The sequence below is a fragment of the Ketobacter sp. MCCC 1A13808 genome, assembly GCF_009746715.1.
Lineage (GTDB): Bacteria > Pseudomonadota > Gammaproteobacteria > Pseudomonadales > Ketobacteraceae > Ketobacter.
In genome coordinates, this window is sequence record NZ_VRKW01000008.1 from 126541 (window position 1) to 141096 (window position 14556).

Here is a 14556-nt window from a genome sequence, read left to right on the forward strand (position 1 = left end):
TGTTATAGTCGTGATCACCAGTTTGTGGCTTACCGGGTCGCAATGCAATTTATGTAAAAGAGATTGCTAGCAAAACGTGGCCGGATCCCCGGCCTGTACATACCTGCCGACCATTCCCTTATTGCCAAGGGTTTCTTTTACTTGACTGAGCAGGTTATTATTACACAACATTGCTGTATATTAGCATCTGTATGCGTACACCAATACAAGCAAATGCTCAATTAGAAATACTGTGCAAAGGCACCAGTACCGAACACTCAATAGAACAATAAGTAGAACTGAACGAGGCAACAACAATGGTCGAATCACGAAGCGCACTTAACGAGTGGCGCAGCTTTTGGTATTTACCCATCGCCGCTTCTCTGGGGTATGCCACTGCAGTTATGTACGTTTATTCAATGGGTCCCTACATCGATCCCATCCAGCAGGAGTTCGGCTGGTCCCGGGCCCAAGTGTCATCCGGCATCACTATTGCCGCTTTCCTAAGCGCCTTGTTTTGTATACCCATCGGTATTCTGGTGGATCGAATCGGCCCCCGCCGGGTAGGCCTAACCGGTGTAATTTTGATGTGCGGCTGCGTTGCCCTGTTGGGCACTGCAACCGGCACTCAAGCTAACTGGATTACACTGTGGTGCTTGTTGGCGGTATCAACCATGTTTGTGCAGGCTACCGTGTGGACCAGCGCAGTTAATAGCCGTTTTGTTGCCTCTCGTGGATTAGCCTTGGCTATTACCTTATCCGGAGCGTCAGTCGCAGCCACCGTGTTTCCAATACTGGCCACGTGGTTGATCGAAAAATACGACTGGCGGACATCTTACATGGCTATGTCCGGAATTTGGGTTTTAGTGACGCTGCCATTTATGTTCTTCTGCTTCCGGGGAGCCAGAGACCAGAAAGTTACTAAAGCAGCACCGATCGACAAGGACACCATAGCCGGCCTAACCATCGCCGAAGGTATCCGTTCACCAGCACTGTATAAACTCTTGATGGCAGGTGGCTTTTTCGCTTTCACTGCGATCGGTATCGTGGTGCACTTTGTACCGATCCTGAAAGACAGCGGAACCGATCCACTGGCCGCAGCAGGGGTGGCTTCTTTGATCGGTATCTTTTCGATAATCGGAAGGCTCGGTACTGGCTTTTTACTCGACCGGTTCCCCAGCCACCTGATAGGCGCGGTCGCTTTTGTGATCCCTATTTTTGCCTGTCTTTTATTGATTTATGATGGCAGCAATCCGCTTAGCCAATCCTTGGCTGCTGCTATATTCGGCCTGACGCTGGGTTCTGAAGTGGACGTTATCGCTTACCTCGCTGCAAAATACTTCGGTTTGAAAAACTTCGGTGCACTATACGGCGCCCTGGTAATGGCGCTTTCTCTGGGCACTGCATTTGGACCACTGGGAGCCGGATCCATTTATGACCATTACAACAGCTACGTACCGTTTTTGATTTTGACCGCAGTGATGATGGGCGCCAGTGCTATCGCATTGCTGACACTCAGTTCAACCCCTACAGCAGATGAGCTAGGTGCAGAACCGGCGTAACACCCAGGTCAAAAAAACGGAAGTATGAGCATGAGTGTAGTCATAACGCGACAAACAGACCGGCATATCGCCAGCATTGAATTCGGCAACCCGCCACTCAATTTCGCAACCGTGGGGTTATTGAAAGATATCGCCGATGCGCTGCAACAGCTGGACCAGGATGACGGGATACGCGCAGTTATTCTAAAAGCACAGGGGACTATTTTTTGCGCCGGTGCCGACCTGGTGTCGGAAAACGGGTTTGGTGCCAACAGTGATGATCCGCTGCGCGAGTTCTATGATCAGGTGATACGGATATTCGCTACTCGAAAGCCGATTGTTGCCGTTGTTCAAGGCGCAGCGATTGGCGCCGGCCTCGGACTTGCAGTTGCCGCAGATTTTCGTATTGCCAGCCCCGCAGCACGATTTTCAGCGAACTTTGTAGCCTTGGGGTTTCATCCGGGGTTCGGATTAACGCACACGCTGCCGCGCCTGATCGGACAACAGCGGGCAAGCCAGATGCTATTAAATGCACGCCGATACAAATCCGAAGAGATACAGGCATGGGGCTTGGTGGATCTGATAGCAGAAGCAGACCAGCTGCAGGAAGACGCCATTCGGTTCGCCAGCGAAATTGCGGCCAACGCACCACTGTCCTTACTGGCAACCCGAGCCACCCTGCGCGGTGATTTGGTGCAGCAGGTAACCTCTACGCTAATGCACGAACACCGAGAACAATTGAAACTCCAGACCACAGAAGATTTTGCGGAAGGCGTGAAAGCCGTTACAGAAAGACGGCCGGGAAATTTTAAAGGTCGCTAAAGATACTTACCGCGATTTGAAATAAAGACATCAGTTACAGGACGCGACCGATGAACACCACTGAAAGTCTCTCTACCAATCTGCAGCGCATCCCAGAGAATATTGCCATCATTCAGGGTTCGCTTCATTTGAGCTGGTCGGAATTGCACGACCACGTTGCTAACCTGGCAGCGGGGCTCCAGCATCTCGGCGTTAAAGACGGCGATCATGTGGCCACGCTATTGGGTAATACCTATCGCAATATTGAGTCGACTTATGCGGTTCAATGGCTTGGGGCGGCAATTGTGCCGATTAACATTCGCTGGTCGGCTCCCGAGGTTGAATTTGCGATAGAGGACTGTGAGAGCACCGTTTTGTTGGTTGATAAACAAAACTGGCCGACCGTTGAAAAACTTAGCGACCGTTTACGCACTAAGCTCACCCTAATTTGGGCAGACGACGGTAGCCCGCCAGCGGATTTAGACACACTCGATGGCCTTATTGCCTCTCATCAGCCCATCCTTGCAAAAGAGGTGGCGGGTTCAACTGTTTCCAGTATCTTTTACACCGGCGGCACTACTGGTCGCTCCAAGGGTGTTCTGTTATCTCACGACAATCAAATGAGCCACAGTATTGCGTTCATCGCCGACTGCGGTTTAGCGGCGTCAGGCAGCAACTATTTACATGCCGCTCCCATGTTCCATATTGCCGACTCCCTGTTCACCCATGTCGTCAGTTTGCTGGGCGGAACCCATATCATCCTGCCACAATTCACACCCCTTGGTGTGGCCCAAATGGTTACCGAGCACCGGGGTAGCTTCACCGTCCTGGTGCCTACCATGATCCAAATGATCATGGCGGAACCTGCGGTAGCCGACGACGTTTTTAATAACCTGAACCGACTGTTTTACGGCGCCTCTCCGATGCCGGAAACGATCACCAAACAAATCCTGAAGCACTACCCCGACCTCGATATGACTCAATGCTATGGCCAGACAGAATCGTCTCCGGTATTAACCTTGCTGAAATCCGACGGACACGGGAAAGGCGAGCCATTGCCCCAGGCTAAATCGGCAGGACGGGCCATGATGGGCACTGAAATACGGATAGCGGATGAAGACGATCAAATTCTGGCAACCGGAGAAACAGGGGAGGTGATTGCACGAGGTCCGCAGGTAATGCGGGGTTACTGGAAACGTGAAGCCGAGACCGAAAAGGCATTGCGTGGTGGCTGGTTGCATACGGGAGATGCCGGCTTTATGGACGAGCAAGGGTTTGTCTATATAGTGGATCGCATCAAGGACATGATTATATCCGGCGGCGAGAACGTCTATTCTGTCGAAGTGGAACAAGCCATTTATGAGCTTCCGTCTGTCGCACAGTGTGCTGTGATAGGACTGCCCCATGACAAGTGGGGCGAGACAGTGCATGCGGTTGTAGTTCCAAAACCCAGCCATGAAATCACCGAGGAGCAGATCACGACACACTGTAAAGTGTTACTCGCTGATTACAAACAGCCAAGATCTATCACCATAAGGACAGAAGCCTTACCGCTTTCCGGCGCGGGCAAGATTCTCAAAAGGGAGTTGAGGACTGAATTGACCGGTGAGTAGATCGTTCACGTTCGCATCGTGCGCTAACACCGATTTAATAGCTGTTACATATCAATACGTTAAATAATTAATCTATTGTGGTTTCCAGGTCGGGTTCGCTCCTGGTTGTCGCCTTAGAACTGCCAAGATGTGCCATAAAAAATTCATTTATATCCTCAAATGATTGCGCGCCTTCCGGCAGCACGTTCGCAAATAATGGAAACGCATGCGGCAACCGCTCCCAAATGCGGCACTTCACGGAAACCCCGGCAGCGTGACAGCGCTGCGCCATAAAAATCGCGTCGTCCCTCAAAATCTCATGAGCACCGGCTACTATGAGTAAGGGCGGTAAAGCACGACAGTCCATAAAGAGGGGTGAAATTTCGGGGTCTGAACTATCCTGATTTCCACCATACAACTGCCAGGCACTGGCCAAACCGGACGCTGGAATTAACGCGTCAAAGCTCTGGTTCTCTGTACGCGAGGGTGGCCCCTGGACACGCCCGAGCTCGGTCACTGGTGAAATTGAAACCGCACACGCTGGCATGGGCAGTTCCGATTTACGGATTCTTTGCAGTAATCCAAATACCAGATTTGCACCAGCAGAATCACCACCCAATACGATTTGTGATGGGGGGTAACCCAGATCCAAAAGTTCCCTGTAAGCTTGCTCACAATCATTCAACCCGGCGGGGAAAGGGTTAAACGGGGCCAGGCGGTAGTCCGGCATAAACGCGTTTGCTCGCAATTTTTGGCAAAGCTTCCCAACAGTGGGGTGGTGAGCAGTGGGCGAAGCAGGAAGTATAAACGCTCCGCCATGCAACCACAGAATGGCAGGCCGTTTACTGTCCTTCAAATTTCCAAAACAATGCCCCGAAGAGCGCCCGATCACATCATAGTATATAGGGACACCGTCAATGACCGGTAACGGCAAACCTGCCGTTTTCAATTGAAACCAAGCAATGGTCGTTGGCTTTGCCCGTAGAATAAAACCCAGAATTTTTCTGTAGATCAACTTCATAACACCGAGTTTAAATCGGGACTTCAAACTCAAATTGACCTTCACAAGTTCGATAGACAGATCCTCACGTGTCACAGTGCTATTAGCTTCACTCATTTCAGTAGTTGATCCCTGCTAGTCAGTGATTTCTTCAAAACAAACGTCTTTTCGCTCTACCTTACCCGTAACCAAACTGCGTTCCGGATCATGCAATTCCGCAGAGAAGCCGTCGACTGAAGGGGGTAATAGTGCTTGCTCCAGTTCAATCAAACCGTCTTCCAAATAATCAATTAATCGCTGCATTGAAGGTACCGTTTTACTACAAGCTATTATCCCAAAATCGACGTAGTCATGACGGCTGATAATAGTGATATTCACCGCTCCGGTATCGGTAACCAACGATACCGGATACAGTCCGGACAATCTGGCTCCCTGCCAATAAAGCGCCTCCCGCGGTCCTGGCACATGGGAAATACAGATACTGGCCAAGGCATTGTCCGGCTTTAATCCCAGCACCGCATTGACGGCCCCGGGCACTAACTTCATAACAGCACTTGCAAGCGTCTGTCCGGGCGACAGTTCCCGTAAATTCTTTTTATTGTAATCCATGCAATTTTTAATGGACTGCAATCTTCTGACCGGATCGGCGATATGCGTACCGAGATGGGTCAGCGTAAAGGCGACCTCATTATTCAGACTGTTATCTCCCTGCTCACGGATAGATACCGGAATAGCTGCCACCAATGGGGTGTCCGGCAATTCGTTTCTGTCTTTAAGGTATATTCGCAACGCACTACCACATAACGCAAGAACCACATCGTTAAGTGTCGCATCAAGTCGTTGGGCAATGGCCCGCATACGCGCAGTTGAATAGGACTGTGCTGCATAGCGCCTGGATGCACTGACTTTTTGATTAAAAATGCTGCGTGGTGCCTGGCCAAAGAAAACCGCGTTGGGATTGCTTTTCAGATAATCCAGAATACTCCGGTTAACATCGCGATAGAGAGGTTTAATAAATTGAAAACTTTGCTTCGGCAACGATCGAAGTGATTTTAAGTTAACTGCGAACGGCTTCAGGCTTGGCAAACGATGTGCTTCTGATTTATCGACCCGGCTCTGCCAGAAAGCGGGCAGGTTTTCGGATTCTCGAATATCACCGGACATGGCATTGACCATTACCCTGAGCCCGGCGACTCCGTCCATCATCGAGTGATGAAACTTAAGAAAAACGGCAAAGCGCCCATCCTCAAGGCCTTCAATAAGATACAGCCGCCACAAAGGGTAGGCCCGATCAAGATGACTGGAATGCACGCGGGAGACAAACTCTAACAACTCCCGAATACGTCCCGGTTTCGGCAGGGAAATATGAGCAAATTGCTGGGTGATATCAAAATCAGTATCTTCCTTCCAATATTGAATTCCCCTTTTCGTTACCAGTTGCCGGTTAAAGGGTTCACTGGCTTCGGTTGAACTTTTAAGTTTCTGCACAAGCTTTTCAATAAAATTCACCGGCGTATCCATACCCGGCTCAAACAACATCAACATACCAATATGGAAGGGCTGTCTGCGGCTTTCGATCCGTAAGAAGGCGTCATCAACGATTGAAAGTTTTTTCACTGCATTTAATCCTTGTCGAAACACAAAACGCATATAATAAAAATCGCCAGGTTATCTGGCACTGGCTTAAAATATCGGACATCATTCTCAATCAATTTACTAAGACAAAGTACAGAACATCAATCTGAGCCAACATTTATTTCACCACAAAACTGTACTTCATTTAACGATTATTTTGAACGAGCCGGCTTGAGCCAATGGAATTCCTACAGCAATCGGAGATATTATCCCGCCGCAAAAAAATAAAAACGCCAACTTGTTCAACCTGTGCAACACCCATTTAGACTAATCAATTTCATCCTGAATTTGTCTTTTAACCCTATTTTTACAGCATTTTTTATGGTTTCCCGCTTTCCCCGCGTGTATAGTTAACAGGGTATATTTCGTGTGATTATACGTACTCAAAACAATAAATCTCTGGAGGAAATCATGTCTACTATTGACGGCGCGTGGAACTTGATCTTGAAAGCGCCAAATGGCGAACAGCAAAGTGTTTTGACCTTGAAATCAGAAGGCGACGCTCTGACCGGCACTATTGCTAATGACAGTTTCGGTGTTCAGGACATTGAAGACGGCAAATACGACGGTGAAACGCTGAGCTGGAAAAGCAAAATCACCAAGCCAATGAAACTAACCCTGACCTATACAGCTACTCTTGATGAAAACAACAATATCAAGGGAAAAGCAAATGCTATGATGGCAAAAATCCCTTTTACCGGCACCCCGGTTTGAATGTTGGCGAAATAGCAATTAAATAAGTTTGGCCGTTGAAAACGACTGATCTAGGGTAGTCACCAGACCACTTTATAAAGACGATTTATCAACGGCCATACTTTTTCAATTAACAGATAAATCCCACCTACCCAGCAAAAACCCTTTCCAGATCCCTTGTCTTGCCGCTCACACGCGCATTCCTCACCAAATAGTTTCTATGCCGATCGCATGATGCCCATAAAAAAAGCGGCGATTTGCATCGGCCGCTTTGATGTTTTTACTTCAATTACAATGAAATCAATAGGTGATGACAGGCAGCGAATCCCAACCCCGGACCGTAGAAGTTCTGGATTGTTTTGCTTTTTCCATATCCACTTTCCAGCGGGGAAAACGCTTGATAACTTCCTGCAACGCAACGCGACCTTCTAATTTTGCAAGATGGCTTCCCATACAAAAATGAATGCCGTGTCCGAACGTCAGCATTTGATCCGCTTTGCGACGGATATTAAACGTATCTGCGTCTTTAAATTTTCGCTCGTCACGATTAGCTGACGCATTCAGCAACAACATAACGCTGCCTTTGGGTACGATCTGTCCGTGATGTTCCACGTCTTTTGTTACATAACGCGCCTGCACAGGGGAGGGCGGCTCATAACGTAAAACTTCATCGATCGTGCTATTAACCAGGCTGGGATCAGCCACCAGCTCCGCGAGCTGATCCGGATGTTCTGCCAGTGTTTTACCCGTCCATCCGATTAGCCGGGTTGTCGTTTCATTACCTGCGCCAGCAAGTAAGCGGACATAACCCAGTATTTCATCACGGCTAAGGCAACGTTTTTCACCGGTATCATCGACAAACTCAGTGGTTAGCAGTTGCGTCATTAGATCGTCTGACGGGTTTTGTTCACGCCAATCCAGATAAGTACCAAACAAATCATTAACTTCGATGGGTTCGCCATCCTCGCCGCTGAAACGGAATTTAAAGTTATCAGAGGGAGCACCTTTCTCATCCAGATCCAACCCTTCCAGGGAAAAGTCCCGGATTTTGGTTTGATCGGCTTCGGGAATACCCAACAGCATGCCTATAGTGCGCATCGGCATTTCCTGGCCAAGATCCGTGATGAAATCGAATCCACCTTTACCCACCAGAGGATCAAGTACCTGGGTAGTAAACTCCCGAACCTTGGGCTCAACAGCGGCAATCGCACGCGGCGTAAATAACTTTCTCAGTAAGTCGCGATGGATGTCATGCATCGGCGGATCTTCGAAGATAAACATACCCGGTGGCGGCTCAAACTCGCCTTTAATCAGCTCCATGATGGTACCCCTTGCGGAGCTGTAGGTATCAAAGTCTTTCAAACAGGCAGTGACATCTTCATAGCGGCTCAGGGCATAGAAATCATGCTCTTCGTTGTAGTAAAGAGGTGCCTCATCGCGCATCCGCTTCCATATAGGATATGGATCGGTGTCTATATCAAAGTCATACGGGTCATAGTAAAGTGGTGATTCCGGAGCGGTCATAGTGTAAAACACCTCTAATTAAATCGATTCTTATTGATCGAGGTTGGTAAATACAAAACTATTCAATTTAGACTATATCGGTTGGATGGTGATGCGTGGTGTGACCAGCTTCGCTACGACAGTACAATACCAATCGGCAAAGCCTAAAAGCCTACAAACACGTCCCGAACAAGCCTTAATGTCCTAATGCTGCAAGCTTAAACCGTAGCGATAATATTAGTCAACAGTGATGTTCAATATAAAGCTGTGACCGGGCAGTTTCAGTAGCCTTCCTGCGACAGCACAGGTTCGAAGACACAAAACGCGACTGCACCCCTGGATGCCTTTTCATGTGTAGATCAGTTGCTTAACGCTGAAACAACCCGCTGTGCATCGGTCATTTTTCCCCTTTGATATCCGAACAGAAGACCAACTGTGTTTTGGGTCTCACACCGTTGCAACTGTGCTCTTTGGTGCTTTATTTATATAGTCAGCGAGTCAGCGCAAGACCAACCTCCGGCCCGGCCAGGCTCGTGACCGGACAGTCGAACACGCCACTCTACATCAACCCGGTGTGCGGCCGACTATACCGTCCGGTTGTGACCAGCAACCCTAAAAACGGTCACAAATTTGCATAACATAAATCAACAGTGTTGTTGACTAGCGGTGTTTCCTTGGATACCCTAGCTAAAACTAATAATATGAATGAGAGGTGAATTAACATGTCTGGTTTGTCTTACCCGACTTACGACGCTGACAACCATTTTTACGAGCCACCTGAAGCTCTGATGCGTTATCTGCCTAAAGAATTTCGAAATGCGGTTGCCTATGTACAGGTAAACGGTCGCACTAAACTGGCCATCGGCGGCCAAATTACTAACTACATTCCTGATCCCACATTCGGTCACGTTGCAGCACCCGGCCGACTGGTTGACTGGTTTTCAGGTAAAAACCCAGAAGGCATGACCATGCGCGAGTGCATGGGCAAGCCGATTGCACCTCCGACAGCTTGGCGTACAGGCGAAGAGCGTCTGAAAGAACTGGACGAGCAAGGCCTGACCGGGGCACTGATGTTCCCAACCCTGGTCTCCGCAGTTGAAGAGCGCATGGGAAACTATGACATCAAAGCCATGTGCGCCATCATGCACTCTCTTAATCAGTGGATGCTGGAAGAGTGGACATTCAACCGCAATAACCGGATTTTTACCGCCCCTGTAATTAGTCTTGCAGACGTCGACTGGGCAGTTAAAGAATTAGACTGGGCGATCAAAAACGGCGCCAAAACCGTTCTGGTACGTCCCGCTCCGGTTCCCGGCATCACGGGCACTCGCTCACCCGGTTTCAAAGAGTTTGATCCTTTCTGGGCGCGCATCAACGAATCGAAAATTTTCGTCTCCCTGCACGCATCTGATAGTGGCTATGACCGCTTTGTTCGCATGTGGGTTGGCGGCAATGAATTCCAGCCGTTTGCACCTTCCGCGTTTAGCCATATTTTGAAACCTGCCGCTCGCGTTATTGCAGATACTTGTGCTGCATTAATTTGTCATGGCGTTTTTGATCGTTTCCCCGAGGTGAAAGTTGCGACCATAGAAAATGGAGCTGCCTGGGTTGGTGATTTGATTAAAACCATGGGCAAAGCGCATAAAGTTTTCCCGCAGGAGTTCAAATACGATCCGGTACAACGATTCAAAGAAAATATTTTTGTAGCACCTTTCTATGAAGATTCCCTGGATATTCTGCGCGATTCAGTTGGCGCGGATCAGGTGCTGTTTGGTAGCGATTACCCACATCCAGAGGGCGTAGCCAGCCCGTTGCAATTTATTGACAGACTGGATGCCTACACCGAAGCCGAGAAGCAAAAGGTTATGGGTGGAAACCTGCTGGGCCTGTTGGAACGTTCAGGCTCGCTGCAGTAAGTAACAATATTGATTGAGGGAGGCGAGCCGACGAGCATTAGCGGTTCGCCACCGATTTATTTAAGTGTCGAACCGAGTGGGCGAATAGCCTATCTTTTTTATGAGTTGTTTTTAGAGATTTTGAGTTAGTTTGTTGTCCTATGCCGGCCCTCAGCCGGCTTTTTTTATTACTTTCCCGGCATATCATCTTATGACAGGACCTGCTCAGCGCTGATTGCTCCAAGTGATAGCAGGCTGTTTGGTGCACCGCATATATAACGAAAACATTAAAACCAGAGAAGGGAAGGGCAACAATCAAATATTGCCCTTATGGGAGAGAAAAGGTTACTCAGCGTTAATCAATAAACTACGTATTTTATGCTTTAACACCTTACCAGCATCGTTTTTAGGCAGCGCATCCCACAACACAACCTGTTCGGGGTATTTGAACTTTGCCACACCCTTGCTTGATAAGAGTTCTGCCAAATCAGCAACTCCGGGTGTTGCAGCTCCGATAGGGACTATCACCGCGCAGGCTTTTTCTCCGGTTTTCGGATCGGGCAAGCCAACAATAGCGATTTCATTAATTGAGGGGTGATTGACAAGGAGATCCTCGATTTCCTTCGGCGCAATATTCTCACCATTACGAATAATAATATCTTTAGCGCGCCCGACGATAACCAGATAGTTATCGTCTTCCCAGCGCGCCAGGTCGCCGGTACGGAAATAGCCTTCAGCATCGAACACGCTGGCCTCCGCTTCGGAATCAAGGTAACCCACCAGCATTTGTGGCCCCTTAGCGACCACTTCACCGGTATCGGATAATTTCAGATGCGCGATACCCGCCTGACCATCCGTATCCGCTGCGTGCTCGACATTGCCGATAACCCCCACCGTCATCACCGGCACTTCTGTGGAGCCATACACGCGAGTCACGACTGCGCGTTCAAAATACGCGTCCGCCTCGCGGATAAGTGACGGTGGAACTGAGGCGCCGCCGCACACAAACAACTTCAAGTCCGGTAATCTCGTCGCCGCATGACGCGCGGCTGCTAACGTTTGAACAAGGAATGGGGTTGCTCCAGCAAAATGCGTGCATCCCTCTGACACCAGCAGTTCCACCGCCTGATCTGCATTCCAGTGCTCCATTAAAACTGCGGTAGCGCCCAACAAAAGAGGGCATTCGAACGCATAAATCGAGCCACCAATGTGACTGATAGGAGAGGCAACCAGGAACTTATTGCCCGGCTCCACCAGCCAATGCTCCCCTATTTGCTTGATCAGCGCGTGAATGGAATTGTGGCTATGCATCACACCCTTGGGGTTCCCCGTGGTGCCGGAGGTGTACATAATCATCCGCACAGCTCTGGGATCGACCTTGGGGAGGCCACCTGCGTCAGGTGAACGTTCAGATACCGCAGAGTTCCCGTCAAACAAAGATTCATAGGTATCAAATTGCTGGGATTTACCACGCAAAACAATAACTTCCGGAACCTTCTTCATCTGGTTTTGAAGTTTCTCGACTACACTGGTTAGCATATCTGCGTAGTGATGATTCCGGAATTGTTCCGGTATAAAGATCATTCGACACTGCAAATCCTGCAACATAAAACACAAATCGTGTTCCCGCAGCGAGGGCAGAACAGGATGGGCAATCATGCCGGCCATGGTAGCCGCCATATAGATGACTGCAGCCTCATGCCAATTGGGCAACATGAAGGAGATCACACTGCCTACCGGGTATCGGTCCGCCATTACGAGGGCTAGCGCGTGCGATTGTTGGTGTAAAGTGCGGGCATCAAGACGCACCGCGCCATCAATAATCAGGATCCGTTCCGGCTCTTGGGTTGCCGCTTGCAGCAATGTATCTGCGAGCGTTTCTTTAACCCAATAGCCTTTGCCGTAGGCGGCTTCCGCCTGCTTCTCATCCCAGCGGATGGACTTTCCCGCAATGGTTTTGCGCCCAACCTGTTCTACGGACTGCATGTCAAAAATGGCCCCTTTCGCGTTCAAATGTGTTGTTTGCACCCATGTCGTTACGATATCATTTGACTGCAAATGAACACAAGTGTTGATTATTAGCGTAGAATTAAACAGGCCTGCTGTTCAATATTTTGAGTGTTCCAAGTTGCGGATGTTGACGAAGGTCCACCCGGAATAGTTGTCTCCGAAGGCAATCATTAGCAGGAGCAGAACAAGACTCCGTTCCGGTGTAGAGACCCATTACATCAGAGCGGCTGGCACTGATAACGGCGCATTAATAATAACGATAAATAAAAAACAATTATGACAGGAGAGCAGTACGCCATGACCTCACAAACCGGACGCTATGCACAACCCGGATCAGTTGAACTGGCAGAAGGTTGGTCAATGGAGAGGCTCACGCCACCAAGCCGATTGTTCGGCGCTAATGGAATACGGACCGGCCCGGACGGACGCATTTATATTGCCCAGGTGTCGGGCAGCCAAATCAGCGCGATTGACGTGAATAGTGGCGTCATCGAAACCATCAGCCCGAAAGGTGGGGAAATTGTTGCGCCTGACGACATCGTATTCGATGACAAAGGCAATATTTTCGCTACGGAAATAACCGAAGGGCGAGTCAGCGTGCTCACCCCGAATGGCCAGGCCAGGGTAATTAACGGCGATATGCCCTGTGCTAACCCCATTACCATTTATCAAGGCCGTTTGTTTGCCGGTGAATGCCGCCCCGATGGCCGAATTATGGAGCTTGACCTCCATGGTGGGGCGCCGAAAGTGCTGCTCGAAAACGTACCCATGCCCAATGCGATGGAAGTTGGCCCTGACGGGATGCTGTATTTTCCGGTAATGGGCACCAACGAAATCTGGCGCGTAAGTCCCGAGGGCGGCCCGCACGAAGTGGTCGCCAAAGACTTAGGTGTGCCGGACGCAGTCAAGTTCGATTCCGAAGGGTTTATTGTGTCAACGCAAGTCGCCAGCGGACAGGTGTTACGCATCAATCCCAGTACCGGCGAACAGACTCCACTAGCCACAATCGCGCCGGGACTGGACAATTTAACCTTTGTGGGTAACCGGCTGTTCGTTTCCAGTATCTCGGGACAAATTAACGAAATACTAGCGGACGGAAAAGTCCAGTCCCTGGTCCCGGACGGGCTCAATTGGCCTCTGGGATTAGCAATGAACGACAACGGTGTATTGTTTGTCGCAGACGGCGGATTCACCTACACATTGCAACCCGGTGGAACACTGCAAAACGCCGGTATGTTATTTTCACCGGGTTTTCCGGGTTATACGCGTGGCGTCGTGGCTCTGGGTTCGGATGAATATGTAGTTACTACTGCCAATGGTCAGGTCTCGCGCTGGTCTCCTGCTAAACAAGAACACCAGGTGCTGGCCGATGGCTTCAATCAACTCTACGGTATCGCTATAGCATCCGGAGGCACGGTTTTCTTTGCAGAGCAGGGCACAGGCCGGTTGCTTTCAGTTCTTGACGGTGCCATAGAAACCCTCGCCAGCAATTTGAATAAGCCTTCCGGAGTCGCAGTGAGCGGTACCACGTGCCTGGTGGCCGAGGAGGGCGCAGGCAGAGTAGTGAAGGCCGCAAAAGGCGGTACAGAAATCGTGCTGGATGGTTTACAGCAACCACAGGGGATTCTGGTACGCGGTGACCTCTTGTTCGTGCTCGATGTCGGCACCAAAGAACTCATCCAGTACAACATGAGCACGAAGTCACGACGCACCATTGCCACACAACTACCTATCGGTGCGCCACCGGGTGTAGTGCCAAAATTCCTGGATGCGATAGGTGTGCTTTCCGGACCGATGGGTCCGTTTGCAGACCTTACAGATGACCGCGATGGTACGCTGTATATTTCTGCTGATGCAGAGGGTAGTGTGCTTTCGCTTAGACCATCCATCGCTTAGTTTCTATTAGT

10 protein-coding genes are annotated in these 14556 nt (G+C 49.6%); 6 read left to right on the top strand and 4 right to left on the bottom strand.

What is annotated here, in order from left to right:
- Positions 1-296: 296 nt before the first annotated feature.
- Genes FT643_RS15315 through FT643_RS15325 form a run of 3 tightly spaced genes read left to right on the top strand, consistent with a single transcriptional unit; the run spans position 297 to position 3934 of the window.
- Entirely contained in the window at positions 297-1541 is a 1245-nt protein-coding gene (locus FT643_RS15315) for an MFS transporter (RefSeq protein WP_156872291.1), read from the top strand.
- Positions 1542-1571: 30 nt separating this feature from the next.
- Positions 1572-2342: an enoyl-CoA hydratase/isomerase family protein gene (locus FT643_RS15320; protein WP_198043586.1), complete on the top strand. Its 771-nt coding sequence runs from the start codon at positions 1572-1574 to the stop codon at positions 2340-2342.
- A 50-nt stretch (positions 2343-2392) separates the two neighbouring features.
- Positions 2393-3934: a long-chain-fatty-acid--CoA ligase gene (locus tag FT643_RS15325; RefSeq protein ID WP_156872293.1), complete on the top strand. Its 1542-nt coding sequence runs from the start codon at positions 2393-2395 to the stop codon at positions 3932-3934.
- Positions 3935-4001: 67 nt separating this feature from the next.
- Here FT643_RS15325 and FT643_RS15330 read toward each other — a convergent pair whose 3' ends face one another.
- Positions 4002-5030: an alpha/beta hydrolase gene (locus FT643_RS15330; RefSeq protein ID WP_156872294.1), complete on the bottom strand. Its 1029-nt coding sequence runs from the start codon at positions 5028-5030 to the stop codon at positions 4002-4004.
- 18 nt (positions 5031-5048) lie between these two features.
- Positions 5049-6530: a WS/DGAT/MGAT family O-acyltransferase gene (locus FT643_RS15335; RefSeq protein ID WP_198043587.1), complete on the bottom strand. Its 1482-nt coding sequence runs from the start codon at positions 6528-6530 to the stop codon at positions 5049-5051.
- 429 nt (positions 6531-6959) lie between these two features.
- Here FT643_RS15335 and FT643_RS15340 point away from each other — a divergent pair, with 429 nt between their 5' ends.
- Positions 6960-7262 (top strand): hypothetical protein, encoded by a 303-nt coding sequence (locus tag FT643_RS15340; protein WP_156872296.1) that lies wholly within the window; start codon positions 6960-6962, stop codon positions 7260-7262.
- A gap of 279 nt (positions 7263-7541) precedes the next feature.
- Here the strand turns inward: FT643_RS15340 and FT643_RS15345 are convergent, their stop codons facing one another.
- Complete coding sequence (locus FT643_RS15345; protein ID WP_156872297.1) at positions 7542-8765, bottom strand: cytochrome P450; 1224 nt, start codon at positions 8763-8765, stop codon at positions 7542-7544.
- 701 nt (positions 8766-9466) lie between these two features.
- Here FT643_RS15345 and FT643_RS15355 point away from each other — a divergent pair.
- Entirely contained in the window at positions 9467-10660 is a 1194-nt protein-coding gene (locus tag FT643_RS15355) for an amidohydrolase family protein (RefSeq protein WP_156872298.1), read from the top strand.
- Positions 10661-10984: 324 nt separating this feature from the next.
- Here FT643_RS15355 and FT643_RS15360 read toward each other — a convergent pair whose 3' ends face one another.
- Positions 10985-12625 carry an AMP-binding protein gene (locus FT643_RS15360; RefSeq protein WP_156872299.1) on the bottom strand — a complete coding sequence of 547 codons (1641 nt, stop codon included), beginning with the start codon at positions 12623-12625 and terminating at the stop codon, positions 10985-10987.
- A 321-nt stretch (positions 12626-12946) separates the two neighbouring features.
- Between FT643_RS15360 and FT643_RS15365 the strand changes: the two genes are divergently transcribed.
- Positions 12947-14545, top strand: coding sequence for an NHL repeat-containing protein (locus FT643_RS15365; RefSeq protein ID WP_156872300.1), 1599 nt, complete (start codon positions 12947-12949; stop codon positions 14543-14545).
- Positions 14546-14556: the final 11 nt, after the last annotated feature.